27 protein-coding genes are annotated in these 24606 nt (G+C 65.0%); 14 read left to right on the plus strand and 13 right to left on the minus strand.

The features are described from left to right. Positions 1-30: 30 nt before the first annotated feature. The 5 genes from DQG19_RS04605 to DQG19_RS04625 form a co-directional block, all read right to left on the minus strand. Entirely contained in the window at positions 31-1434 is a 1404-nt protein-coding gene (locus DQG19_RS04605; protein ID WP_116125013.1) for a DUF5723 family protein, read from the minus strand. A gap of 211 nt (positions 1435-1645) precedes the next feature. Next, the gene (locus DQG19_RS04610; RefSeq protein WP_116125014.1) at positions 1646-2437 is read right to left on the minus strand and encodes a M43 family zinc metalloprotease; all 792 of its coding nucleotides are present in this window, start codon (positions 2435-2437) and stop codon (positions 1646-1648) included. A 238-nt stretch (positions 2438-2675) separates the two neighbouring features. After that, entirely contained in the window at positions 2676-3284 is a 609-nt protein-coding gene (locus DQG19_RS04615; RefSeq protein ID WP_116125015.1) for a CatA-like O-acetyltransferase, read from the minus strand. Further along, the gene (locus DQG19_RS04620) at positions 3281-3970 is read right to left on the minus strand and encodes an HAD family hydrolase (RefSeq protein WP_116125016.1); all 690 of its coding nucleotides are present in this window, start codon (positions 3968-3970) and stop codon (positions 3281-3283) included. Before DQG19_RS04620 ends, DQG19_RS04615 begins: the two co-directional genes overlap by 4 nt. A gap of 30 nt (positions 3971-4000) precedes the next feature. Next, entirely contained in the window at positions 4001-4276 is a 276-nt protein-coding gene (locus tag DQG19_RS04625) for a SemiSWEET family sugar transporter (protein ID WP_116125017.1), read from the minus strand. 93 nt (positions 4277-4369) lie between these two features. Here DQG19_RS04625 and DQG19_RS04630 point away from each other — a divergent pair, with 93 nt between their 5' ends. Further along, positions 4370-5884: an FG-GAP repeat domain-containing protein gene (locus tag DQG19_RS04630; protein ID WP_116125018.1), complete on the plus strand. Its 1515-nt coding sequence runs from the start codon at positions 4370-4372 to the stop codon at positions 5882-5884. Here DQG19_RS04630 and DQG19_RS04635 read toward each other — a convergent pair. Both DQG19_RS04635 and DQG19_RS04640 read right to left on the minus strand, forming a co-directional pair. Further along, entirely contained in the window at positions 5877-6557 is a 681-nt protein-coding gene (locus DQG19_RS04635) for an ATP-binding cassette domain-containing protein (protein ID WP_116125019.1), read from the minus strand. The two genes, DQG19_RS04630 and DQG19_RS04635, sit on opposite strands and share 8 nt — an antisense overlap. After that, the gene (locus DQG19_RS04640) at positions 6554-7471 is read right to left on the minus strand and encodes a hypothetical protein (protein WP_116125020.1); all 918 of its coding nucleotides are present in this window, start codon (positions 7469-7471) and stop codon (positions 6554-6556) included. The genes DQG19_RS04635 and DQG19_RS04640 overlap by 4 nt, the downstream gene beginning before the upstream one ends. Positions 7472-7590: 119 nt before the next feature. Here DQG19_RS04640 and DQG19_RS04645 point away from each other — a divergent pair, with 119 nt between their 5' ends. Then, positions 7591-9705, plus strand: a complete 2115-nt coding sequence (locus tag DQG19_RS04645; RefSeq protein ID WP_116125021.1) for a serine hydrolase — start codon at positions 7591-7593, stop codon at positions 9703-9705. 15 nt (positions 9706-9720) lie between these two features. Here the strand turns inward: DQG19_RS04645 and DQG19_RS04650 are convergent, their stop codons facing one another. Further along, positions 9721-10134, minus strand: coding sequence for a lipocalin family protein (locus DQG19_RS04650; protein ID WP_116125022.1), 414 nt, complete (start codon positions 10132-10134; stop codon positions 9721-9723). Between the two features lie 86 nt (positions 10135-10220). On the opposite strand from DQG19_RS04650, the gene DQG19_RS04655 reads away from it, so the two are divergent. After that, positions 10221-11162: an NAD(P)-dependent alcohol dehydrogenase gene (locus DQG19_RS04655; RefSeq protein WP_116125023.1), complete on the plus strand. Its 942-nt coding sequence runs from the start codon at positions 10221-10223 to the stop codon at positions 11160-11162. Between the two features lie 37 nt (positions 11163-11199). Here DQG19_RS04655 and DQG19_RS04660 read toward each other — a convergent pair whose 3' ends face one another. Further along, entirely contained in the window at positions 11200-12183 is a 984-nt protein-coding gene (locus DQG19_RS04660) for a pyruvate dehydrogenase complex E1 component subunit beta (protein WP_116125024.1), read from the minus strand. Positions 12184-12303: 120 nt separating this feature from the next. On the opposite strand from DQG19_RS04660, the gene DQG19_RS20760 reads away from it, so the two are divergent. The 3 genes from DQG19_RS20760 to mnmD all read left to right on the plus strand — a co-directional run bounded on the left by DQG19_RS20760 (position 12304) and on the right by mnmD (position 13560). Then, positions 12304-12447: a hypothetical protein gene (locus DQG19_RS20760; protein ID WP_157974313.1), complete on the plus strand. Its 144-nt coding sequence runs from the start codon at positions 12304-12306 to the stop codon at positions 12445-12447. 93 nt (positions 12448-12540) lie between these two features. Beyond that, positions 12541-12873 carry a bacillithiol system redox-active protein YtxJ gene (gene ytxJ, locus DQG19_RS04665; RefSeq protein ID WP_116125025.1) on the plus strand — a complete coding sequence of 111 codons (333 nt, stop codon included), beginning with the start codon at positions 12541-12543 and terminating at the stop codon, positions 12871-12873. Positions 12874-12876: 3 nt separating this feature from the next. Next, the gene (mnmD, locus tag DQG19_RS04670) at positions 12877-13560 is read left to right on the plus strand and encodes a tRNA (5-methylaminomethyl-2-thiouridine)(34)-methyltransferase MnmD (protein WP_116125026.1); all 684 of its coding nucleotides are present in this window, start codon (positions 12877-12879) and stop codon (positions 13558-13560) included. Here the strand turns inward: mnmD and DQG19_RS04675 are convergent. Continuing rightward, complete coding sequence (locus DQG19_RS04675; RefSeq protein WP_116125027.1) at positions 13501-14070, minus strand: AP2 domain-containing protein; 570 nt, start codon at positions 14068-14070, stop codon at positions 13501-13503. The genes mnmD and DQG19_RS04675 overlap by 60 nt on opposite strands. A 182-nt stretch (positions 14071-14252) precedes the next feature. Here DQG19_RS04675 and ribD point away from each other — a divergent pair, with 182 nt between their 5' ends. Then, positions 14253-15311, plus strand: coding sequence for a bifunctional diaminohydroxyphosphoribosylaminopyrimidine deaminase/5-amino-6-(5-phosphoribosylamino)uracil reductase RibD (gene ribD, locus DQG19_RS04680; protein WP_157974314.1), 1059 nt, complete (start codon positions 14253-14255; stop codon positions 15309-15311). Here ribD and rocD read toward each other — a convergent pair whose 3' ends face one another. Then, complete coding sequence (rocD, locus tag DQG19_RS04685) at positions 15312-16583, minus strand: ornithine--oxo-acid transaminase (RefSeq protein WP_116125029.1); 1272 nt, start codon at positions 16581-16583, stop codon at positions 15312-15314. It abuts the gene before it with no gap. A gap of 59 nt (positions 16584-16642) precedes the next feature. Beyond that, positions 16643-18328, minus strand: coding sequence for a DUF2207 domain-containing protein (locus DQG19_RS04690; RefSeq protein WP_157974315.1), 1686 nt, complete (start codon positions 18326-18328; stop codon positions 16643-16645). Positions 18329-18420: 92 nt separating this feature from the next. Here DQG19_RS04690 and DQG19_RS04695 point away from each other — a divergent pair, with 92 nt between their 5' ends. Genes DQG19_RS04695 through DQG19_RS04715 form a run of 4 tightly spaced genes read left to right on the plus strand, consistent with a single transcriptional unit; the run spans position 18421 to position 21677 of the window. Next, the gene (locus DQG19_RS04695; RefSeq protein ID WP_116125031.1) at positions 18421-19296 is read left to right on the plus strand and encodes an alpha/beta hydrolase; all 876 of its coding nucleotides are present in this window, start codon (positions 18421-18423) and stop codon (positions 19294-19296) included. A 42-nt stretch (positions 19297-19338) separates the two neighbouring features. Continuing rightward, positions 19339-20283: a DUF2157 domain-containing protein gene (locus DQG19_RS04700; RefSeq protein ID WP_116125032.1), complete on the plus strand. Its 945-nt coding sequence runs from the start codon at positions 19339-19341 to the stop codon at positions 20281-20283. Next, on the plus strand, positions 20273-21187 hold the full coding sequence (locus DQG19_RS20765; RefSeq protein ID WP_157974316.1) for a DUF4401 domain-containing protein: 915 nt from the start codon (positions 20273-20275) through the stop codon (positions 21185-21187). Before DQG19_RS04700 ends, DQG19_RS20765 begins: the two co-directional genes overlap by 11 nt. Next, entirely contained in the window at positions 21174-21677 is a 504-nt protein-coding gene (locus DQG19_RS04715; protein WP_116125034.1) for a GDYXXLXY domain-containing protein, read from the plus strand. Before DQG19_RS20765 ends, DQG19_RS04715 begins: the two co-directional genes overlap by 14 nt. Here DQG19_RS04715 and DQG19_RS04720 read toward each other — a convergent pair. Next, positions 21670-22449: a queuosine precursor transporter gene (locus DQG19_RS04720; protein WP_198661649.1), complete on the minus strand. Its 780-nt coding sequence runs from the start codon at positions 22447-22449 to the stop codon at positions 21670-21672. The genes DQG19_RS04715 and DQG19_RS04720 overlap by 8 nt on opposite strands. 77 nt (positions 22450-22526) lie before the next feature. On the opposite strand from DQG19_RS04720, the gene DQG19_RS04725 reads away from it, so the two are divergent. Genes DQG19_RS04725 through DQG19_RS04735 form a run of 3 tightly spaced genes read left to right on the plus strand, consistent with a single transcriptional unit; the run spans position 22527 to position 24604 of the window. After that, a complete protein-coding gene (locus DQG19_RS04725) occupies positions 22527-23216 on the plus strand; it encodes a hypothetical protein (protein ID WP_116125035.1) in 690 nt (229 codons plus the stop codon). Positions 23217-23225: 9 nt separating this feature from the next. After that, a complete protein-coding gene (locus DQG19_RS04730) occupies positions 23226-24170 on the plus strand; it encodes an L-threonylcarbamoyladenylate synthase (RefSeq protein WP_116125036.1) in 945 nt (314 codons plus the stop codon). A gap of 53 nt (positions 24171-24223) precedes the next feature. Next, positions 24224-24604, plus strand: a complete 381-nt coding sequence (locus DQG19_RS04735) for a hypothetical protein (protein ID WP_116125037.1) — start codon at positions 24224-24226, stop codon at positions 24602-24604. Positions 24605-24606 lie beyond the last annotated feature (2 nt).

The raw sequence follows: 24606 nt of genomic DNA on the forward strand, positions 1-24606 counted from the left end.
AAACCGAACCGGTGTTACCCCCGTACGCCGTTAAAAATTTTTCGTGACCGGCGATTCTATGCCTTCGGCCTCGGGTAGGGGCTCCTTTAGGCGACTACGCCGGTAGAAGGGCACCTTGACCCCCGCGTAGACGTCCACGGAATAGTTGGTATCAGTAAGCAGGTGGGAAAGCACGGACGTGGAGCCCAACGTGAAGAATCCCAAACGCAGCCCGGCGCCCACCGTAGTGCCCTCCACACCGCCAAAGCGCGCCGGCGCGTAGAGGCTCAGCCACTTGGTTTCTAGGCGAGGCACGACCGTAAGCGTGGTCTGCACCGTGCTGCCGGGGTCACCGTCGCTGCCGCCCATGGGCGTGCGCGCCAGCGCGGCCACGTAGAGCTTGCCGGCCAGCCGCACGTCGGCCTGCAGGTTCAGGGCGGTGGGAAGCTGGAAGTTGCCGGGGCCGTCCGAATAGGTGCCGTCGTAGTAGCGGTCCAGGACATCGACCAAGTCTTCTCCCTCGATGTCATCGGTCGGGATAACCGCGTCGGCCACGTACGCCGCCTCTTCTCCCCCGTCGTAGCTGATGCTGCCCACGTCGGTGAGCGAGAGCCCAAGCCGCAGCCGGTACGGCTGGTAGGCACGGCCAGGCTTGGGTGCTTCGGAGCGCCATTCAAAGGCGAGGCCCACGTCGAAGCCCAGGCCGGTACCGGCCGGCTCGGTGAGGTAACTGAGCTGGTCATCCAGTTCCGCGTCCTCGAAATCAAAATCGCCGGTGGTGCCGTAGGTAAAATCTCCCCGGGTGGTCAGGCGCTCGCGGCTGCCGTCGTACTCCACGTCTAGCGAGGTACTGCGGGTATAGACCGATCCGACGCCGCGCAGCGACTTGACGGCGCCCCCCGCCTTCAGGGTAGAGGTGCCGTTGTCGAACAACACGACCCCCAGCACCGCCGCCAGCTCGCCCCAGCTGTGCAGGCCACTGCGGTGGTCGCGCAGGGTAGCGGTGTAGTCGCCCAGCTCGTCGAAGGAATCCTCCAGCCCCTCCAGGAGGCGGCCGTCGAATCCCTCGATGTCGTAGACCGTGCGGACGCGGCTCACCAGGCCGAGGCCGGCCTTCTTCCCGAGGCCGATCAGCAGGGAGGGGCCCAGCACATCGACGTCGGTGTACAGCCGGTTGTCGTCACTGGGGTGGCGCGAAAGCCCGTTGCCCCAGTCCAGGTTGTCGATGTCCTCGTACCCCTCCAGCCCCACGTAGTCGTTGGCCACGCCCAGGCTGGCGGAGGCCAGGTGGATTTCGAAACCTACGCGGTTGGCGGCCGCGTTGGCGGGATTGAGGAGCAGGGTGTTGACCCCGCCGAAGTTGTCGGTGGACAGGCCCGGAAACGACTGGGAGGAAAGTCCGGCGGCAAGGCCGGAAAGCATAAACAGGAACAGAAAGCGGGTGGGGATACTCATAGTGATGGACTGTAGACCGGGGCCGGCGGTGAACCCGATAATCGGACGTACCACACGTCCCCGTGGCGGGATTTGCCGCCCGGGTTTACGTAATGATGCAGTAATGTGTCATGGGACGGAGCTACCAACCTGGCGCCCCGGGTGTACTACAAAGGTAAAATGAGAACCGTTTTTTCCAACTCACCAACACTGGTGAATCGGTGGCCAGGACCTATTTGGCGGTTCGCAAATGGTCCCATATCTGCTCCACTTCGCAGGGCGTCAGGAAGAGCTGGGAGCCGTAACCCATCAGCAGTTCACGGTCACTCCCGCCGAAGCAGCTTACCTCGCCGCTCCCGGAATTGTGGTTGACGCACTCGCCAAAGCATTCCTCGTAGGGGTCGAAGCCTCGCCCCGCGCAGGGGTTATCGCATTTGAACGTGTGATCGAGGGAAAGGGCGTGCCCGATCTCGTGCGCCAGGGTACGCGCCGGGTCCCAGGTGTTGTTGCTCCCCCGCAGGTAGTCCGGCAGGGTGTTGTAGAGGTAAATGGTGCGACTTCCTTTCCCCCGCGTGGAAGCATTGGTGGTCCCGGGGTGATCGACCAGGATGACGTTAAAGGCGCCCGCTACCGGCCGCAGCCGTTCGCCGTGTGCGTAGAAGTAGGCGCTGGCCAGCGGGTCCGGGCCGTTGGCGTAGACGAACCGCAGCTTGGTGTCCTTGCTGGGCGGATAATCGATCACCCCCGTGCGAAAGCGCTTATTGACCTCCCGGATCAGGTACCACATCAGTACGTCGGCCCGCAGTACTTCGTTATTACCGTGGGTGGCCAGCAGGCTGTCCCGCGCGTCGGCCACGTAGTTGCGGCCGTCCGGCAACGCCACAAAGTGGAAGACGACACCAAAGGTGGTGTCGGGCAGCGCCTGAATGTCGTCGATCGTGAGGCGCGCAGGTTTCCCGGACTGGGCCCCGCCCCACCCGGGGAACGCCAGCAGCAGGACCAAAAAAACAAGGAAACGCAGCATAGCCGCAAAGGTAGTCCCACCCGGACAGGCTCCGTGACGGCCGCCCGACGGCTGCCCCAGCAGCCAACAATTTAACGGGCCTCACCTTTCCATTACAGCGGCCGGTCCGGCCGCTCAACGCCGCCGCCATGGACCTGACTTTCTCCGACGCCCTCCTCGTTCTCATCCCAGTCGCCACCTTCGGTGTGCTGGCCTACTTCCTGGTAAAGTTTTTGCTGCGGCAGGGGCGCAAGTAAGCTCACGCCAACTCCCGCCGGAAGGCATCGAGCAGCGCTCCTACATCGCGGCCGTCGAGCAGGGCATGGTGACCGTGTACGGATACCGCCATGGTACCGTCGTCGGTCAGTTTGCCCACGCTGATCTTGGGGCAGCTGTCGGGCCGGGCGTAGTGGCGCGCGTGGGAGAGTCCGGTGAAGTCGAGCCACGGTACCGCGCTGAAGTGGATTACGTCATCGCCGGCGACGCCGGGATTGAGGCCGCTACCGGCACGAATGCGGTCGATCTCCGACCGGGCACCGGCCGCGAAGGCGTCAAAGTCGGGATCGAAGGGGATGAGGGAAAAGTCGAAACTCCCGTCCGCCCGCCCGATAGTGGCGGAGGCGTGTACGGCGTCGAGGACCACCACCTCCTCTCCCCGGATCCGGTAACGGAAGGGCTCCACGGCGTTTACCGCAAGCAGGCACTTGTGCAGGTAACAGAGGAAGAAAGACTGGTCCGCAGCCCGGCAGCGGCGGTAGGCGACAGAAGCATCCACCCTACTCGTTATTCCCCAGAACGGTTCGTCGAAATTCCGGAAGAAGTGGAAGTGGTCGCGCCGGGGCCAGGTGTTCAGGTCGATCGTTCTCACGGCAACAACGAGAAGATTTCGGTTACGTCCGCTACGCTACGGCAGCGGGGGTGGTCGGTGTCGTACGTGGCCACCTCGTGCTCCCAGGTGGTGTGGAAGGGCACGTGGAGAGCGTAGCCCCCGAGTTCCAGCACGGGCAGAATATCAGACTTTACGCTGTTGCCGACCATCAGGAACTCTTCGGGGCGGCAGTCTAGGTGGTCGATGAGGCGCCGGTAATTGGCCGGCTGCTTGTCGCTCATCACCTCGATGTGGTGAAAGTGGCGGCCGAGGCCCGACTTTTCCAGCTTGCGCTCCTGGTCGAGCAGGTCCCCCTTGGTAGCCAGTACCAGGCGGTAGCGGGGCGACAGGCGGGCGAGGGTGTCCGCGACGCCGTCGAGAAGGTCTACCGGCTTGTTCAGCATGTCCTTGCCGATTTGCAGGGCGCGCTCGACGACCGAGAGCGGGGCTTTGCCATCGGATACTTCCACGATCGTTTCCACCATCGATAGGGTAAAGGCCTTGATTCCGTAGCCGTACAGCGGCAGGTTCCCCACCTCTGTCTTATACAGGGCGCGGTTCACGCTGTGATGGGGCAGGTATTCCTCGAGCAATTGGCAAAAGGCCTCCTCCGCTTCGCGAAAGAAAGGTTCGTTCACCCACAGGGTATCGTCGGCTTCGAAGGCGATCGCGCGAATGTGTTGCATACCCGTGAAGGTAAGCAACGGCCGCGGACGCTACCGCCGCAGGCGGGCGGTCCGCATCGACCGCACCTTGAGGAGAAAGATGAGGCCCGCCAGGCTGGCCGTGATCCCATTGGCGACCATGAGGGGAAGATCGCCGATGTAGTAGCCATACACCAACCACAAGATCGTACCAATGAGCAGCATGGAAAAGGTGGCCAGCGAGAGGTCGTCGGTGGCCCGGTAGCGGATGGTCTTGTAGGCCTGGGGCACGAAGGCCGCGGTGGTCAGGAAGGCCGCGAGGGCGCCGGTAAGGGAAATCAGGGTCATGTGTCGGGGCATTGGTAAAGTGCGAAAGTACCGGGTTTCCGACCGGCCGGGGCTCACGCATGGCGTAACTTGGCTGCCCCCCGGATCTTACGCATGCGCTACACCCTTTTTCTGTTGCTCCTTGTTGCTATCGCCCTTGCACCGGCGGGGGGATGTGCCCCCGCAACGGAGGACGTGCCGCCCCCGGACCTCCTGGCGCAGGCCTGCGGCGGCTGCCACCTGCCGCCCGCACCGACCGATCTGCCGCGCGCCATCTGGGAGCGACGGGTGCTCCCGGAAATGGGCGCCCGCCTCGGCTTTCCCTCCCTGGGCTACGACCCGGCAGCCGCCCTGCCGCCCGGGGAGCACGCCCTGGCCGTCGCCCACGGCTTTTATCCCGAAGTCCCTACCCTTTCCTACGATGCCTGGCACGACGTGCGCGCCTATATCCTCGACCGGGCGCCCGATACCCTGGCCGCCCCGCCCCGGTTACGGCTGGACAGCCTGCGGGGATTCACCGTCAAGCCCTTTTCGGTCGAGGACCGCGGCGGATCCCTGGTTTCCTTCCTGGGAGCAGGCCCGGCAGGCCTGCTTTCCGGTAGTGGCTACGGTGAACTGGCGGCCGTGGATCCGGACGGCCCAGCGCGGCCGGTGCATAACGTCCGCCTGCCGGTGGTGCACTACCAGGCTGACTCCGCGGGCGATCTGCTGCTCGAGATCGGAAACATCTATCCCACCGAGGCTAGCAACGGTACGCTGTACCGCTACATCGACGGGGTCCGTACCGTAGTAGCCGACAGCCTGCACCGGCCGGTGCATTTCCTGGCCGAGGACCTCGACGGCGACGGGCGGCAGGAGATCGTCGTCTGCGAGTACGGTAACTACACCGGGGCGCTGACGCTGCTGCGCCCTCGCCCCGGCGGCGGGTACGTCCGCAGTCGGCTGCTCGGCGCGGCCGGCACGCTGCGCGTAGAAGCCACGGATCTCGACGGCGACGGGCGCAAGGACCTGCTGGTGCTGCACGCCCAGGGCGACGAGGGTATCGATGCCCTGTATCAGGAAGCGAACGGTAGCTTCCGGCGAGAACCGCTGCTCCAGTTTCCGCCCGTATGGGGCACGAGCTGGTTCGAATTCGTCGACGTGGACGGCGACGGTGACCGCGATCTCCTGACCGTACACGGCGACAACGCCGATTACTCCCCCGTGATCAAGCCCTACCACGGCCTTCGTATTTATACCAACGACGGGGAGAATCACTTCACGGAGGCTTTCTTTCTGCCCCTGCCCGGCGCCACGCGAGTAGCGGCCCGCGACTTCGACGCAGACGGTGACCTGGACCTGGCCGTGGCCTGCAATTTCGCCGATTTTGTCGGGCAGCCGGAAGCCAGTTTCGTGTACCTGGAGCGAACGGGGACCCCCAAGCAATTTAACTTTCACCTTCGCACCACCGCACTGGCGCTCGACGGGCGGTGGCTGATCCTGGAGGCCGGCGACTACGACGGGGACGGCGACGAGGACCTCGCCCTGGGGTCCTTTACGCTCAATCCGGCGTCCGTGCCGGATAGCCTGAACCGACGCTGGCGTGAGGGTACCACCGACGGGCTGTTGCTGGAGAACCGGCTCAGGTAATCCGTAACCGGTCCACCCGTCCGGCGAGGCTGTCGGTACGCAGTTCGCGGCTCAGGCGTTCGTAGTCGTCGCGGCCCACCGGTGGACCCAGCCGCCCGTCGCGCAGCACGAACAGCTCGTCGCAATTCTCCTCCAGCGAAGAGAATACGTGGGAGGAAAGAAGCACCGTCTTTCCGGCCGACCGCAGCCGTCCGATAACTTCCCGGATCAGCATATTGCTCTGAATGTCTACCCCGTTGAAGGGCTCGTCCAGGAGGTACACCCCGTTGCCCTGCAACAACAGGCCGAAGAGGGCCAGTTTTTTCTTCATCCCGGTGGAATAGTGTTCCGCGTACCGATCGAGCGGAAGATCGAAGAGGTTTTGTTCCGCGAAGTCTTCCGTGGGAAGATCGCGGGCGGCACACAACAGCTTGAGGTATTCCCAGCCCGTGACGTAGGAGGGAAAGACGGGCTCGGTGGGCAGGTAGCCGGTACGGGTGCGCAGCTGACCGGGCGGAGGATTGATCGTACCGTTGTACGCGGCCAGCCCCGCCAGGCAGGTAAAGAGGGTGGTCTTTCCCGCCCCGTTGGCCCCGACGATCCCATACACCCTTCCGGGCCGCAGTACAAAGGATACGCCCCGGAGCACTTCCAGGGGACCGTAAGACTTCTGCAGGGATTTCACTTCGATCATTCCAGCAGGGGCGCCAGGCGCCGTTTTGACTCTCCGTAAAATTTCCAGGCTGCCGCCGGTAGCAGGGGCGGCAGTAGCAGGACGACCGTCAGCGCCAGGGCGCGCGGGATGCTCATCTCGCGTGGGTACGTAGCGTACTTCGCTAGTACCATAATCAAAGCGTAGGCTACGGCCAGTCCGCCTACCGCAAGGATCAGCAGCACCCGCTGCGGGAAAACCCAAATCGTGCCGGCCAGTACCGGAAGCGTCAGCAGCAGCCCGGCTCCGCTGGCGGTCCGCAACTTTTTTTCCAGAAAGGCGGCCGGCGGCAGCGCGAATATCCAGACCAGCGCGGGAGGCTCCGCCGTAGCGTACCAGCTCATCACTACCCCACCGAGCAGCAGTACCGTGAACAGCGCCAAGGTCAGGTTTTCCACCCGCAGCGCGTTTATGGCGACCAAGTACAGCAGGGCGATCAGCCACCACCGACGGCGGAAGCCCGCGACGCACTCGAAGGGTTGTCGCCGGAACGGTGTAGGTAACACCATAGGTGGAGCGCCGCCGGTAGTGATGCGCGCCAGCAATACCGCCGCCAACAATAGCGCGCCGGCGGGGTAGCCGTCTCCGTACCACGCGAGCGCCGCCAATGCCGGGGCCGCGACCGCCAGATTCTCGCCGCCGCGTATCATCCAAACGCGAACAGGAATGTACAGCTGCCGCAGCCGACGTGTACGGTCGCGGGCCGCCAGGGTCCATAATACCGTGCTCGTCAGAACGGCCAGTATCCATCCCGCCGCCGCAAAGCGTCCGTAGAGATAGGCGGTGAAGAACGGAAAGCCGATGGCACCGAGCGGCAGTACCAGCACCGGCGGGACGCCCAGGTGGCGGAGGCGGCGCAGCGCGCGCCGGTACTGCAGCGTGAAGTAAAAAAGCATAGGTTGGGCCGGTAAGCTGACCGGGATGCCAAACTTACGAAACCCGTAACGGCGCCGTCGCGGGTAATCCCCTCCACGTTATCTTGTCGGGCCGGCTCCTCACCAACTGCCACTCCCCCATGCGTTACTTCCCCCTGCTGTCTGTCCTCCTGCTGCTGGCCTGCGCCCGCACCGAGCCCGTCGCCGAAGCCCCCCGGGCCGAACCGGCCGGACCCCGCTACTCCCTCGGGCAGTGGTCCTTTCACCGGCCCCTCTTCGCGGGGGAGATGGACAACTTTGAGTTCGTGACCACGGCAGGAGAGATGGGCTTCGCCGGCGTCGAGCTGGTCAATCAGTTTTTCCGTGACGAAGCCGATAATCCGGACTTTCTCGACAGTCTCCGTCGTGCCGCCGAAACCGCCGACGTGGAACTGACCATGCTACTCATCGACGGCGCCGGCAACCTCGGCGCTTCCGACCCGGACGAGCGCGACCGGGCCGTGGCCCAGCACCTGCAGTGGGTGGAGGCCACCGCCCGCCTGGGCATCCCCGCCATGCGGATCAACGCACACGGCGACGGCTCCCCCGCCGAAATAATGGACGCGGCGGAATCCGCCATCCGTCGCCTCGCCCGGGCCGCCAACGAACGGGGTATCCAGGTCCTCATCGAAAACCACGGCGGCATCAGCAGCAACGGCGAATGGCTCGCCGACTTGGTCGCGCGGTTGCGGGACGTGAACGTGGGTACCGTGGCCGACTTCGACAACTGGTGCTACCAACGGAGCGACGGCAGTATGTACGGCGGTGAATGCTCCGCCCGCTACGACCGTTACGCGGGCATGATGGAGCTGATGCCCTACGCCGGCGGGGTCAGCGTCAAGGCCTTCAACTTCGATGCGGACGGTGACGAACCGGACATGAATTTTGACGTGCTCTTCGACATCATCCGCGGTTCCGGCTTCGACGGCTTCCTCGGCATCGAGTACGAGGGCGACAGCCTGGACCCGCGGGAGGGGGTGGAAAAAACGCGCGCCCTCGCCGAACGGAGCTGGCCGCGGAAGCAGGTCGTTACCGCCACGGCCAGGGAGCGCATCGACAGCACGCTCAGGGGGTTCGTGGACGCGGGAGACATAGCCGGTGCCTCCGCGCTGGTTTACGAAAAGGGGGAAGAAGTCTACTCCGGCGCCTTCGGCGATGCCGACCGGGAGAAAGGCACGCCCATGGCCCGTAACACCATCGTCCAGGTATACTCCATGACCAAACCCATCACCGGCGTGGCCCTCATGCAACTGTGGGAAGCGGGCAAATTCAAACTCGACGATCCCCTGGCGGACTACCTGCCCGAATTCGGTGACGTACAGGTTTACGTTTCGGGCACCTCCGACGGATCGATGCAGACGGAGGCCCCGGATCGCCCCATCACCGTCCGCGACATCACCCGCCATACCGCCGGCTTCTACAACGGCGGCGACTCCCCCGGACTGCAACAAGCGTACGAGGCCGCCGACCTGCGTGGATACAAAAACACCCTTTCCGACCTGGGAGAAAAGCTTAGCGACCTGCCCCTGCTCTTCCAGCCGGGTACCCAGTGGCACTATGGCCTCTCGGTCGACGTACAGGCCCTGCTGGTGGAGCGGCTGTCCGGCCAACCCTTCGATGCCTACGTCCGAGAGCACATCCTGGACCCGCTCGGCATGGACGACACCCGCTATTTCGTACCGGAAGCGGACCGGAGCCGAATGTCTTCCGCCTACAACCGTGCCGCGGACGGCGTCCTCACCCAGCTGCCCGACGCGGAAGCGCACGACTTCAACATCAACCGCCAGCCGCTCACCCCCGGGGGCTTCGGCCTCACCTCCACCCTGGACGACTACATGACCTTCGCCCGGATGCTCGTCAACGGGGGCACCCTGAACGGTACGACCATCCTGCAGCCGGAAACCGTCCGGCTCATGCGGACCAATCACCTCGCCGACGAGGTGACCGAGCGCCTCTGGCTGCCCAGCAAGGGACAGGTGGGCTTCGGTATCGACTTCGCGGTACGGATGCGCCCGCCCGCCAACGCGGAGGAGAACCCGGGCACGGTAGGTGAATTCTTCTGGGACGGCGCGTCCAGCACGCTCTTTTGGGTCGATCCGGCCAATGAGCTGACGGCCGTGCTTTTCGTGCAGCTCTTCCCCTACGACCAGATCGGACTCCACCACGACTTCCGCCGGGCGGTGTACGGACCCTTCCGGCCGGTGGCGAGCAAGTAGGCTACGGCCCGCCCCCTATTCGACCTTGCGGTACCGCTCCCCGCAGGCCTCGATACAGAAGGGGGTAAGGGTAAGCACGCTATCGTCCAGGCTAAGGGGCAGCGGTCGGTCGGGCCGGCAATCAGGTTGCAGGGTGCCCTCTTCCAGCGACCAGCTGCCGCTGCGCAATTGGGTTCCCCCGTCGATGGGGTTGCAAAAGTTGAAGTTGGCGGTCACGGTACCGTCGGACCGGAAGGTCAGCGTGCGGTCCGAATCGACCGGCTGGTAAGTTCCTGACCCGTCGCCGATGTCAACAAGCTGTTCATCAAGCTGCCAGGTACCGATCAGCGGATGGTCGTCACCGACACCGCCCGATGAACAGGCGGAAAAGACTAGGGCGAACAGTAAGCCGGAGAGAAAGCGCGTCACGAAGCTGAGGGTATGCGTCATGCGCTACCTAACGCGCCGGGACCGAATATGTGGTGGCAGCGAACTCCGGCAGCCCGGTTCACATACTAGTGGGAAAGAACCCACCCATGAAACAGCTCCGTTACGACGACTACGGGGGCATCGACAAGATGTACCTGGCCGAAGTCGCTACTCCCGAACCCGCAGCCGATCAGATCCTCGTAGATATCCGGGCCGCCGGCATCAACCCGGTCGACTGGAAAGTCCGCAACGCCCAGATGAAACTGGCCGACGGCCACCAGTGGCCCCGCCGCATGGGCCTGGAGTTTGCCGGCGTGGTCAACCGCGTCGGGTCGGCGGTGACCAACTTCAAGTCCGGCGACGAAGTGTTCGGAGCCATCAGCCTAAAGGAACTCGGGGCCATGGCCGACGCCGTCGTCGTGACCGCCGACCAGATCCACCCCAAGCCCCCCAGCCTGAGCATGAGCGAGGCCGCCGGGCTTCCCCTCATCGGCGCCACCGCCCACCTGGCCATGCGTGAAACGATAGACGTACGGGGCCGCAAAGTGCTCATCAACGGCGGCAGCGGCGGCGTCGGCAACACCGCCATTCAACTGGCCCGTATGGACGGTGCCCACGTCACCGCGGTCGCCGGCCCCCACCACCAGGATATTCTCCGCGAGATGGGCGCCACCACCACCTACGATTACACCACCACCGACGTCACCCAACTGGGCGAGAACTGGGACGTGATCCTCGACACCGCGGGCACCCTGCCCTGGTCCGAGGCCAAGCATCTCCTGACGCCCCACGGTACCTACCTCGACCTGCAGCCCGGCCTGACCTCCTACCTGGGCAGCTACATCAACAACAAGCTGAGTGACAAGAAGCGGCAACCGCTGATGGCAGACATCACCCACACGACACTCCACCGCCTCTACGACCTGGTAGAGCACGACGGACTTCGGGTACACATCGGTCGCGAATACGCCCTAATGGATTACAAGAAGACATTCAGCGAGCTGGAAGCGGGCGACGGACCGGTGGGTAAGGCCGTGTTCATTCCGTAACTCGTAACCAGCAACCAGTAACCAGTAAGCCTAAACGCTACTTAACGTAAGCCACCTCCTTAACCGCCCGCACGATCTTCTCGGCGTTCGGCAGGAATTCCTCCACGAAACTCGCGGCGTAGCCCAGGTTCACGTCGGCGCTGTTGACGCGGATGACGGGAGCGTCTAGGTAGTCGAAGGCCGACTTCTGGATCTCGTAGGCGATCTCGGAGCTCACGCCGGCAAACGGCCAGCTCTCGTCGATGACGACGCAGCGGTTGGTCTTCTTGACGGATTCGATGATGGTCTTACGGTCGAGGGGGCGGATCGTACGCAGGTCGATCACCTCGGCGCTAATGCCTTCCCCTTCCAGGATCTTGGCGGCTTCCATGGTAGGCAGCATCATCTTGTTGTAGCTCACCAAGGTGACGTCGGTGCCCTCACGGCGCACGGCGGCCTTGCCGATCTCTACCAGGTACTCGCCCTCGGGCACTTCGCCCTCGTAGCCGTACAGCAGCTCCGATTCCATGACGCAGACGGGATCGGGGTCACGGATGGCGCTCTTGAGCAGGCCCTTAGCGTCGGCGGGGTCGGTGCAGGAGATCACCTTCAGGCCGGGGGTATTGGCCATCCAGCTTTCGAAGCTCTGGCTGTGCTGCTGGGCCAGCTGGCCGGCACTGCCGCTCGGGCCGCGGAAAACGATCGGACAGCTGAACTGCCCGGCGGACTGGCTCAGGGTCTTGGCGGCGTTGTTGATGATCTGGTCGAAGGCCAGGACGGCGAAGTTCCAGGTCATGAATTCCACGATGGGCTTCAGGCCGTTCATGGCGGCACCGACACCGATGCCCGCAAAGCCCAGCTCCGCGATCGGCGTGTCGATCACGCGCTCGGGGCCGAACTCGTCCAGCATACCCTTACTAACCTTGTACGCGCCGTTGTACTGGGCGACTTCCTCTCCCATCAGGAAGACCTTGTCGTCGCGGCGCATTTCTTCAATCATCGCCTCCCGGAGGGCGTCACGTAGGGCAATTTTTCTGGCCATGTATGGTTTAGTTTTACGAAGCTCCCGCCGTTCACCGACGGCCGGCAAAAGTACGCCACGCCGAACAAATGCCACGGCGGTAGCCTCCTACGGATACGTATATGCCCCACCCCACCCCTTATGAAATTGCGCAAGCCCTCTCCGTCCCCGCTCTACCTCGCCGTTCCCCTGCTACTGCTCACCTCCTGTAACCGGGGCTTTGGTTGTCCGACCAACCTTTCGGTGAGCGACCTTGTTTCCGCCGTGTTGGCGCTGATCGCGTAGCGCCGATTATCTAAAAATCTCCAGGCGCGGACGCAGGTGCGGTGTAACTCCCCGGGAGCCAGCCCGCCGGCGGCCGAGCCAGTAGCATTCGCCATGGACTGGAACCACATTACCTCCGTACACGACATCGAGGCCATCATCGAGCGCAGCCGCACCGTACCCTGCCTCATCCTCAAGCACAGCACCACCTGCCCCATCAGCAGCCTGGCCAAGAACCGGCTGGAAAAGCAGTGGGACATTGACGGGCAGGCCATCGAGACCTACTACCTCGACCTGCTGCGTTACCGTGAGGTCAGCAACTTCATCGCCGCCGAATTCGGGGTACGCCACCAGTCGCCGCAGGTGCTGCTGATCCGCGACGCCGCCTGTGTATACGACGCCAGCCACCTCGACATCCGCGTCGACGAGCTGCGCCCGGCGGCCTGATCCGTGGAGCCCCACCCTTTCCTTACCGCCGACGGTAGCCACAGCCTCCGGAGCGACCGCTTTGCCGTGGCCTACCACAGTACGCACGGTGCCCTGCAGGAGAGCCGTCATATCTTTCTGGAGGCCGGCCTGCACCCTCTGCTTACAGCGGCTGACACCACCGCGGTGCACGTGCTGGAGCTCGGATTCGGTACCGGCCTGAATGCCCTGCTCGTCCGCGAGCTCGCAGCACGTCATCCGGGCATCCACTTTCGGTACCTTACCTACGAGGCCTTTCCGATCACTCCCCACCTGGCGGCCGAGCTCAATTACTGCGAGCTGCTCGCCGTACCGTCGGACCGACTGGCGGAACTGCACACCGCAGACTGGGATACCGAGGCCCGCCTCGATCCCAATTTTACCTTTCAAAAGAAACGGGAAGATTTCCTGACCGCGGACTTCGAGCCCGGCTGGGCGGATGTACTCTTTTACGATGCCTTCGCACCGGAGGACCAACCGGAATTGTGGACACAGGACGCGATGCAACACTGCACCCGCGCCCTGCGCCCCGGCGGAGCCCTGGTCACCTACTGCGCCAAGGGACAGTTCAAACGCAACCTGCGCGCGGCGGGCTTTCGGGTGGAGGCCCTACCGGGCCCGGTCGGCAAGCGGGAGATTACGCGAGCGTATCACGTTGATCTTTCCTAGCTTTCCGTACAGCTCCAGCGACTTCTTATTGTAGGCCAGCGCGGCTTCCTCGGCCGTTCCGAACATACCAATGTGTACACTGCGGCGGTTAACGCTGATGACGGCCCGGTAGCGGTTGTTCTCCTTGTACACGCCGGTGTAGCCGATCTTGCTGCTAGAGCGCCGCTTGCGGCTGGCCACAGAGCGGCTGCGGTACTCCAGGTTTTCGAGGCGACAGTCCAGCTTATCGCCGTTGAGCGACCCCACGAGTTTACGCTCCCCTACCCGCTTGTGGCCGAGGTAGCGCTCGGCGATCAGCTTGTGGAGGTAGATGGTTTCCGTCCGGTAGCCTTTCTTTGCCTCGTCGCACTTGAAGGTTTTCTGGAAGACGACGCACCCCGACGAGTGCAGCCGGAGGTTTTCGAAAAATTGGAGTTCTTTGAGATGAGGATCCTTGGCGAGGTCATAAAAAACCTGCTCGTCGAGGAGGGCTGCTTCGGAGGCGTTTTTCAGGGGAATACGGTGTGACATAGTGTGGTTATGTTGTAGTGTTTTTCTGGTGAAACGACTATAGCCGACACGTGTTGTTCGTGTTATTCACCAAGGGTGATTCAAATTTAGGCATTTTTTCTACCATTTGGCAAAATTATCCGGCGTCAACTCCTCTTTTGGGACTATAAAAACACATGTATGACAATTATTACCCGCAAATTGTGAAAAATACAGACATTTTAGCCCGTACGGCCCAACTCGCCCGCCTGGCCGACGCCCGCGTCCTCGATAACCCCCGCGTAGGGGCGGTGCTGCTGCACGACGGTTGCATCATCGGGGAGGGATACCACCAGCAAGCCGGGAAAGCGCACGCCGAGGTCAACTGCCTGGCATCCGTGCGCGAGGAGGACCGGCCGCTTATCCCCGCCGCCACCCTGTTCGTGAGCCTCGAGCCCTGCTGCATCAAGGGGCGTACGCCGGCGTGTACGGGACTGATCCTGAAGGAGCACGTGCGTAAGGTGGTCTTCGCCCAGCGCGACACCACCGATGAGGTATCGGGCCGCAGCGCCGCCATCCTCCGGGAAGCCAGCGTACGGGTCAAGGAGTACCCCGACTTCGCCCCTACCGAGGACACCAACCGCAACCGCCTGATCTACACTACCGAGCAGCGCCCCTTTATCTTGCTGAAGTACGCCCAGTCGGCCGACGGCTTCCTGCGCCCCCGCGACCGCAGCAAGAAATACTGGATCACCAACGACATCAGCCGCCGCCTGGTACACCGCTGGCGCACCTGCACCAATGCCGTAATTGTAGGGGCCCGGACGATCATCGAGGACGAGCCCAAGCTCAACGCCCGGTTCTTCCCCGGCCCCGACCCCCGCCCGGTCATCATTGACCTCCACGACCGCCTGTCGGGCCGCGAGAAGATCTTCTCCGGCGGGGAGCAGCGCCCGCTGGTCTTCACCGGGCGCAAACCCGCCCGGCTGCGGGCCGACACCGTGGAGGTGAAAGAAAAGGACCTCAATAAAAAGGCGATCAAAAAGATCCTCCGCAAGCTGCACGAACTGAAGTTCAGCCACGTGACCATCGAGGGCGGGGCCGTGGTCCTCAACGCGTTCTTGCACCACGGCTTCTGGGACGAGGCCCGCATCTTCACCGGGCCGCAGCGCTTCGGCCACGGCCTGCCCGCCCCGGAGCTGCCGGCCACGGCCCGCTCGCTTTCGGAGGAGCGGATCGGGACCGACCGCCTGAGCACCTTCCGGCCCGCGGCGGGTAAATGATCAGGCGGCCGCCAGCTCCCCTACCACTGCGCCGATGATGTCACAGGCCTCGCGGAGTTCGGGCTCGGTAATGACCAGCGGGGGCGCGAAGCGGATGATGTTCCCGTGGGTGGGCTTGGCGAGCAGGCCGCGGTCGGCCAGGGCCAGGCAGAGGTTCCAGGCGGTTTTCCCTTCCTCGCTGTCGTTGATGACGAGGGCGTTCAGCAAGCCCTTGCCGCGGACAAGCGTCAGCGTGTCGGGGTAGTGGTCCACCAGCTCCTGCATCCGTTCCCTAAAAATAACGCCCAGCCGCCGCGCGTTCTGGGTAAGTTTTTCGTCGCGGACGATCTCCAGGGCCTCGGTCGCCACGGCGCAGGCTACCGGGTTACCCCCGAAGGTGCTGCCGTGTTGCCCCGGTCCGATGACGTTCATGACCGCGTCGTCGGCCAGTACCGCCGATACGGGATAGGTACCCCCGCTGAGGGCCTTGCCCAGAATGAGGACGTCCGGCCGCGTATAGGTCGCCTGCCGTTCGCAGTGTCCCGCGCAGTCGCAGTCTCCGCACACCCGCAGCAGGGCGCCGGTGCGGCCGATGCCGGTCTGGATTTCGTCGGCGATGAAAAGCACGTTGTGCTCCCGGCAGGCGGCAGCCACCGCGGGCAGGTAGCCGTCGTCCGGCACGAATACGCCGGCCTCCCCCTGGATGGGCTCGACGAGCACGCCGGCGATGGTGGCGGGGTCCCCGGCCAGCTTCGCCCGCAGGGCCTCCACGTCGCCGTAGGGTACCGACTCGAAGCCGGGGGTGTAGGGTCCGAAGTTGCCCTTGGCGTTGGGATCGGAGCTGAAGCTGATGATGGTGGTGGTGCGGCCGTGAAAGTTTTGTCCGCAGACGATGATGCGCGCGCCGTCGGTGGGGATCCCCTTCACCTCGTAGCCCCACTTGCGGCAGATCTTGATGGCGGTCTCCACGGCTTCGGCCCCGGTATTCATGGGCAGCACCTTGTCGAAGGCGAAGTACTCCGTGAGGTAGTGCTCGTAGGGCCCCAACTGGTCGTTATAGAACGCCCGGCTGGTGAGGGTGAGGCGCGCCGCCTGCTCCTGTAGCCGGTCTACGATCCGGGGGTGGCAGTGCCCCTGGTTGACGGCCGAGTAGGCCGACAGGAAATCGAAGTACTGCCGGCCCTCCACGTCGTAGAGGTACACGCCGCGGCCTTCGCTGAGCACGACGGGCAGGGGGTGGTAGTTGTGGGCACCGTGGCGGTCTTCCAGGTCGATGTAGGCGTCGGAGGTCATGGTGGGGGGTTTGGGACGAAGGTAGCGAGCCGGCCCCGCAGTGCCAATGCTCCCGCGCCCTACCAACCGCCCGCGCCGCCGCCGCCCGCGCCGCCGCCTACCGAACCGCCGCCGCCGGAAGCCGACGGGGCCGTGGTGCCGGAATTGACGGCGCCGTAGAAGCTCTTCTCAAACCGCGCCGGGTGGTAGCCGCCGACCATCCAAAGGGGCTGGTATACGTATGTACCGCTGGTCTGCCGGGTAAAGTAGCCCGTCCACTCATCGTTAATGCCCAGGGCGATGGCGTAGGGGAGCAGGGCCTCGTAGTGCTCCTCGGTCATCGCCGGGAGGTTGGGGGTGCGCTTGCGTTCGCTTTTCGAGAGGTTGAGGTAGTCGCGCAGGGCCTCGATTTCGGCGCGCAACCGCACCAGTTTCGGATCCGGGCGCGCGATAAGCCAGGCGTACAGGGCTACGCCCACCAAACCGGCGATCAGGCAGATGAGCGCTACCGGCATGGAGAATTCATAGTCTGCATGCTTGCCCCACACTATGGCGGGCCAGATACTCACCGCGTATACGGCGACGAGTGGCCAGAAAAAACGCAGGTTGTTTCCCCGGCTACGCAGTTCCTTATGCTGTTCGCTTACGGCCTTGTGGTGAGCCATTTGTACCTCACTGAGGCGGGAATCGTACGATTGCTTGAGGCGCCAGGTATCGTCCTCGGCAAAGAGATCGCGGTACAGCTGCCGTTGCTCGGCGGGAAGCCCGGCGGGATCGGGTGCGGAGTCGGTCCGGCGGATCACGTAGTGGTAACTGGTAGTCAGGAGGCCCTTGTCCTCTTCCTCCTCGATCTTCAGGTAGCCCCGGATGGCCAGGGTTAGCAGGGAAGCGGTAAACTCCTGTACCGCACCCATCCCGAACCGGCTGGAGAGGTGACCGATGGAAGCCGGCGACAGGCCATCCGGCGGCGCGGTGACCCTTCCCACGCGCGGCGCGGGCGGGTCTACCCCGTGGTTCCGCCAGGTGGTATAGGCGTAGTAAACACCGCCCAGGGACAACAACAACCAGAGCAGCAAGCTCCCCTCGCGCTGCCACCAGGTGGGCGGTGGCGGCGGCTGCACCGTATTCTCGTCGTTCGGCGGATTGAAATAACCGGGGGTGAAGCCGGCGGCCACCGAAAGTTGCTCCCCGTCCCCGAACTGGCCCCGTCCGGTGAAGGTGAGGCGGCCATCGGCGGGAGCGGCAATGGTACAGTTGCGCTCGGAATCCCCGGATGCCCCGGTGTAGCAGGCGTACTGCGCCACCGACAGGCCGTCGGGCAATTCCACGGTAGCGGAAACGGAGTCGACGGGCAGTGCTACGTCGGGGCCAATCACCTCAAACTGCAGTTCGTCGAGGCTATCTTTCTGCACCACTACCCGACCGAGGCGGTAGCGGATGCGGTAGGTATAGGTCCCGGGCGACAGGGTGACGTCCTTCTCACCGGCGTAGATCGTGAGCTCGCCGCCGCGCTCCCGGGTATGGAAGGGGCTTTCGGCCCCGTCGCGGGTGACCGACAGTACCTCCAGGGGGTGGGGACGGGTGGGCAGGCTGCGCGTTATCCCGCGCTTGATGACGTCGCCCTCGGCGATTACGGTAAGGGTTTCGGTGACGTCCAGCGACCGGTCGGGGCGCGGCGTAATGTCGGCGTGCCACTCCACGAAGCGCTCCTGGGCGGTGGCCAGTAACGTGAAGCAGCAAAATAACAACGTAAGGAATATGCGCACGGTGGGGAGTTTGGGAGCAATCTAGCCGCCAGCCGACGTGCGGGCAAGTTTCTTCGACGAAGGAGCCTGCTGCGTATGCGTATCTTGTCCCCATGATCGCCTGGCTGCTCCTGATCGTGCTCCTGCTCGGGCTGGCCGCCCGCTACGCGCTGCCGCGCCGCATCGTGGTACCCCGCCGCCGCCTCATCACGCTCGATCCGGGCGACCTCGGCTACCCGTTCGAGGCCGGTACGCTCGTTACCGACGAGGGCCTGCGCCTGGCCTCCTTTTACGTGCCGGCCACCGTCCCCGCCCGCGGCAACCTGATCCTCCTCCACGGCAAGGACAGCGCCCGCGAGCTCTACCTGGAGTACCTGCCCCAGCTGGTTCCCTTCGGCTACAACGTGCTGCTCTACGACGCCCGCGGTCACGGCCGCAGTCAGGGCGGGTATACCACCTTCGGCTACCACGAGTGGCGCGACGTGGCCCTGGCCGCCCGCCACCTCCGCCACCTGGCCCCGGGCCTGCCCACCGGCGTTTTCGGGCACAGCATGGGCGGTGTGGTAGCCCTGCAGGCGCTGGCCCGGGGCGCCGACCTGGATTTCGGCATCGTGGAGAGCGCCTTCACCCACCTCGGCGAGATCACCCACGCCTACGCCTGCCGCCAGTCGGGCCTGCCCCTCCCCCGCGCCCTGACCGACCTCATGCTCGACCGCGCCGAGCGCCTCGCCGGGTTTCACCACCGGGAAGTCGAGCCGGTGCGGGCCGCGGCCGACGTTACCCAGCCGGTGCTGGTGATCCACGGCGAAGCCGACAGTAGCATCGACGTGGACAACGGCCGCCGCCTCTACGCCGCCCTCGGCAGTGCCGTCAAGGAACTCTACGTGGTACCCGGAGCGGGGCACGACAACCTGACGGAAGTAGGCGGCGACACCTATTACCGGCGGCTGCGCTCCTTCCTGCTGGCGGCCACCGAGGCCACCGCCTGAGCCGCCGGGCAGGCCTTTCCGCAAAGAGCGTACCTTGACCAGGTGCAAGCCCCCACGCGCTACCTCATCCACCTGGCCGCCCGCCACAGCAACTGGCAGCGGACCGACATCGCCCGTACCCTGGCCGGGGAAGTATACGCGGACGCCGAGGACTGGCGCAGCCTGCTGCACTACCTCCTGCTGGGAGCCGGGGCCGCCTTTTTACTCAGCGGTATATTCTTCTTCTTCGCCTACAACTGGGTGGCGCTCGCCCCGGCCGTGAAGATCGGCTGCGCGGTCGGCAGCTTTGCCGTGGCGGCCTTCGGGGGGCTTTTTGCCCCGCTGCCCGCTCCGGCACGCCGGGTGGTCCTTACCGCGGCCGTCGCGCTGATCGGGGCCGTGCTGGGCGTTCTGGGGCAGGTGTACCAGACCGGCGCCAACGCCTACGACTTCTTTCTGGGGTGGGCGCTGCTGTCCCTGCCCTGGATAGCGGTGCTCGGCTACGCGCCGCTCTGGCTGCTCTTTACGGGCCTGGTCAATGTGACCTTCATCATGTATACCCAGCAGCTTGGCATCGAGCTGTCCTACCTCGTTTCCGGCATGCTGCTGTTTGCCTTCAACCTGCTGATCTGGCTGTTCCTCTGGGCCCGCTACCGGCAACGCACCGGATTCGACTGGCTGCTGCGCGCCGTCGCCGGCTGGGCGGTCCTCGTGGCGACGGTCAACGTGAGCGCGGGCGCCTTCGACGAGCGGCCGGTACAGCTCCTGCTCACGACTCTCTTTGCCGCGGCGGTCTACGCCGGGTGGGTCCTGCTCGGGCTCCGCGAGCGCTCCGTATACTACCTGGCGCTTACCGGGGGCGGCAGCCTGATCACGCTCACCTTTCTGCTGCTTCGCTGGGCCACCTTCGCCAACGCCTACCTGCTGGCCGGCGGCGTCCTGCTTGTGGGCGTGACCCTGCTGACCCAGCAACTGAATCGACTCAACCGGCGCTGGCGTGCTGAGTGAAGGTATCGCACGCTGGCGGGCCCGCGCGTCCGTTCCCTTCACGGTCGACGAGGCCGCCCTCGCCGCCGACGCGGGCCAGCGCGACGACGACGATACGGACCAGGCGGTGCGGGTCCTTTCGGGCCTCGGGGGGGTCCTGTCGAGTCTCATCTTTCTACTATTCCTCTGGATCACCGACCTGTTCACGCGGCCCGTCGTGGCCGTCCCGCTGGGCGTCGCCCTCATCGTGACCACCCTGGCCCTGGGCCGCACGCGGCGGCAGGCGTTCCTGGCTACCACCACGGTCTGTGGCTACCTCGTCGGCGTGGGACTGATCATGGTGGGCCTGCCGCCCCAGGTCAGCGACAGTCAGCTCGTATGGCCCGTACTGCTCATCGCGGCCGCTACGGTGGCCGGCACGCGCAACTACTACCTCGTCTTCCTGGCCGTGGTGTCGGTTCCCGCCTGCCTGCTTTACCTGCACCTGGTGCAGCGGGAGCCCGCCTGGGTGTGGGCGGCCGTGCTCCTGGCAGCGCTGGGCGTGGCCGGGGTGACCTACTTTGAGCACTTCCTGATCGCCGACCGGCGGATGCCGCCGCTGCGGTCCGGGCTCGTCTGCGGCCTGCTGCTCACGCTCGTCTGGTTTCGCTGGGGGGAATGGATGGTGCCGGGTGGCGGGCACCTCAACGTCGCGGTAGTGCCCTTCGCGGGCAGCCTCTACCTACTGTTGCTTAGCTTCCGCAATCAGCACGCCCTGGGGGCGGGCCTCGGCGTGGCCGGCCTGGCCTACTTCACGGTACAGTACTACTACGACCTGCGCTGGACGCTGCTCGACAAGTCGCTAATCCTCATGGCCGCCGGCGCCCTGCTGCTCGTGGCCTGGGCCCTGCTGCGCCGTAACCGCTCCGCCCGTGAAGACGCGTAACCGACTCATCCTGCTCCTCGCCACCCTGGCGGTACTGGCCTACGCCGTGTGGTTTGCCTACGACAAGGAACGTATCCTGCGGGAGGGGGAGCTTACCCTCTTCGAGCTGGCGCCGGTAGATCCGCGTTCGCTGCTGCAGGGGGACTATATGGCGCTGCGCTACACCATCGGCCGCGACCTGAGCCGGGAGGAGCTGCCCCCCCGCGGTTACCTCGTATTCACCCGGGATCTACAGGGCGTGGCGGAATTTCAACGCATTCAGACCGGTCGCGACCCACTGGGTCCGGGAGAAGGGCTCATCCGTTTCGTGCGGCGGCGCGCGGGTGCGGTGCGCAACGGGACCCTGCGCCTCGGGCCCGAAAGCTACTTCTTCGAGGAGGGGCAGGGCGAACGCTACGGACGCGCCCGCTACGGAGGACTGCGCATCGACGCCGCCGGGCAGGCCGTACTGGTAGGGCTCTGGGATGGCGACGCACAGCCCATTAGGTAACTCCGGGCCGTTTAATGCCCAGGTAGCGGTCGATGAGGGCGTGGCCCAGGTAGATGACGGGCGTAAGGCCGACGGCCATCAGAAACTTGAAGACGTACTGCACGGTACCCACCGCCAGCAATCGCGACCACGGCCAGGGTTCGGTGACCCCGCCGAACAGCTCCGGCCCAAGCCGGAAGGCCACGTACAGGACCACGAAACTATCCACCAGCTGGCTCACCACGGTAGACCCGGTGGCCCGCAACCAGAGCCAGCGGTCGCCGGTCCGCGCGCGAATGCGGTGAAAGACGAAAACGTCGGTCAGCTGCGCGATGAGGAAGGCCGCGAGGGATCCCACTATGATGAATAGCCCCTGTCCGAACGTAACCCGGAAGGCCGCCTGGTTGTCGGGCACCCCCTGCACCTGCGCCCCCGCCCGCCACCACGTGGCCGGCTCCAGCTGTATGGCAAAGAAGATCACCAGGAAGGCGTAGCCGATCAACACTACCGTAAAGTAGCTGAGTAGGCGAACGCCGCGCTCCCCGTAGTATTCGTTGAGCAGGTCGGTGACCACGAACACTACCGGCCAGAGCAGCACGCCGGCACTGAACTGCAGGGCCCCCGTCTCCCCGAAGAGATTGAAGTTCCACGGTTCGAGGCCCAGCGTATCCTCCAACGCGAAGATCTTGACGCCGATGAGCTCGGCGACCAGGGCGTTGGCCACGAAGAAACCCGCAAGGAAAACGAAAAGGCGGCTCGGGCGGTGCCGCACGACGGAGTCGGTGAAGCGCAAGGGAAATAATCTTAGGGCGAGACGGTGACAAAGGCGGAAGGTAGGGATTGACCCTATTTCAAGTGTACCTTCTTCCCATGCATCTTCGCTTCCGCTACCTGGCTGTCCTGCTGGTACTTACCGCCGCCCTCGCCGCGCAGCCGGCCGAACGCCCCACCGCCGACACCTGGCCCGATGGGCCGCCACCCGACGACCTGGCCCTGCTGCGCACCGCCCTGCCCTACCCCGCCCGGCGGCGCGCCCAGTCTACGCTCCTGCTGTACAACGTCGTGGAGTGGAGCCCCAACGAAAACTTCCAGGTCGGCGTCGGCAATGCCCTGTTGCTGGGCCTGCTGACCACGCAGCGCTACCGGACTACCCTGTCCCCGGGGGTCCACCTGGGAATCGGCAACCGGAGCGTACTGCTCCCGCAGATCGACTACGGCGCGGTAGGCGTAGCGGTGGCCGGCGACGCGGCCGTCCTGCTCACCCTCGGAACCCCGGAGCAATTCTACAACCTGGGGGTGGGCGTGGTGTACACCGTGGGCTACGCCACCCTGCCGGCCTACCGGGTGGGCCTGGGTACGCGGCTCGGCCCCCGGGTGGCGGCCTTCGGGGAGCTGGTGGCGGTTTCGGACGCCGACGCGGGGCAGCTGACGCTACTGCCGTCGCTCAACGTCGGCCTGGCGGGGCGCCGCCACCGGTGGAGTTTCGGCGTGGCGGCGGCGGCGTTGAGCGAGGGCGACCTTTACCCCTTCCCCTACCTCAGCTATTGGGTTTACTTTTAGCTTTGCGCGATGCGCGCGACGATCGGTACCGACCCGGAGGAAGCGGCCCGCCGCCTGCGGGCCGGAGAGCTAGTGGCCCTGCCCACAGAAACCGTCTACGGCCTGGGGGCCAACGCCCTCGACCCGGCGGCGGTGGCCGGCATCTTCGCGGCCAAGAACCGCCCCCGCTTCGATCCGCTGATCCTCCACCAGTCGAGTGCCGAACGGGCTTTGGCCTGGGCACGTCGCGTACCTGCCGATGCCGAACGCCTGGCCGCCTGCTGGCCCGGTCCGCTTACGCTGGTTCTCGAGCGGGCCGCTGGCGTACCCGACCTGGTCACGGCGGGGCTGAACACGGTGGCCCTGCGCGTACCGGCCCACCCCCTCACCCGCACCGTACTGGAGGCCGTGGAATTTCCGGTGGCCGCCCCGAGCGCCAATCCCTTCGGCTACGTAAGTCCCGTCACGGCGGCCCACGTCGCCGCCCAGCTCGGGGAGCGGGTCGACTACATCCTCGACGGGGGCCCCTGCCGCGTGGGCGTGGAAAGCACCATCGTCGGCTTTCCCGGTGGGCGGCCCACGGTGCTTCGCAAGGGGGGCACCCCGGTAGAGCGGATCGAGGAACTACTGGGTACGGAAGTGGCGGTGCGCACCCACGGCAGCAGCCGCCCGGAGGCCCCCGGCATGCTGACGCACCACTACTCTCCCGGACTGCCGCTGTGGCTGACGGAAAACGCGCCGGAGCCCGGTACGGCGGAGCGGGCGGCGGTACGGTTCGGGGAGCCGGCCGGCAACGCCCACGAGTATACGCTCTCGGCCACGGGCGATCTGGAAGAGGCGGCCCGCAACCTGTTCGGTATCCTTCGGCAACTGGCCGAGGCGGGCTACGGGGCGGCCCAGGTAGCACTGGTACCCGAACGCGGACTGGGCCGTGCGATCAACGACCGGCTGCGGCGGGCCGCCGAAAGGGGGTGACCGCTTAACAATCGAGCGCCTGCCGTGTTTCGGGAATTGCAACCGCCCCCACCATGCGCCTGACCTTCCTTGTCTTACTGTTTTCCCTGCTGTTCTCCTGTGGCTCCGATCCGGAACTGCCCCCCGAGGCGGCGGCCGAACTCGAGGGCCGGTGGGAGCTCACCGACGCCCGCCGGAACAACGTAAAAACGACCAACCTGGACGGACTCTACTTCGACTTCCGACCCAACGGCGAGTTGCTGACCAACCTCATGGGCGAGGAACAGCAGGGCACCTATACCCGCAACGACACCGAGTTGGTCACCGAGGGCGTCGCGCCCGCCATGACCTACGAGATCGAGTCACTGGAAGCGGGAGAGCTCGTCCTGCGGTCGGAGCTGCAGGGCTTCTACTTCGTGCTGCGGATGCGCAAGGCCGACGCAGAAGAAAGCTGAGG

This window comes from Lewinella sp. IMCC34183 (assembly GCF_003390915.1).
Classification (GTDB): domain Bacteria; phylum Bacteroidota; class Bacteroidia; order Chitinophagales; family Saprospiraceae; genus Neolewinella.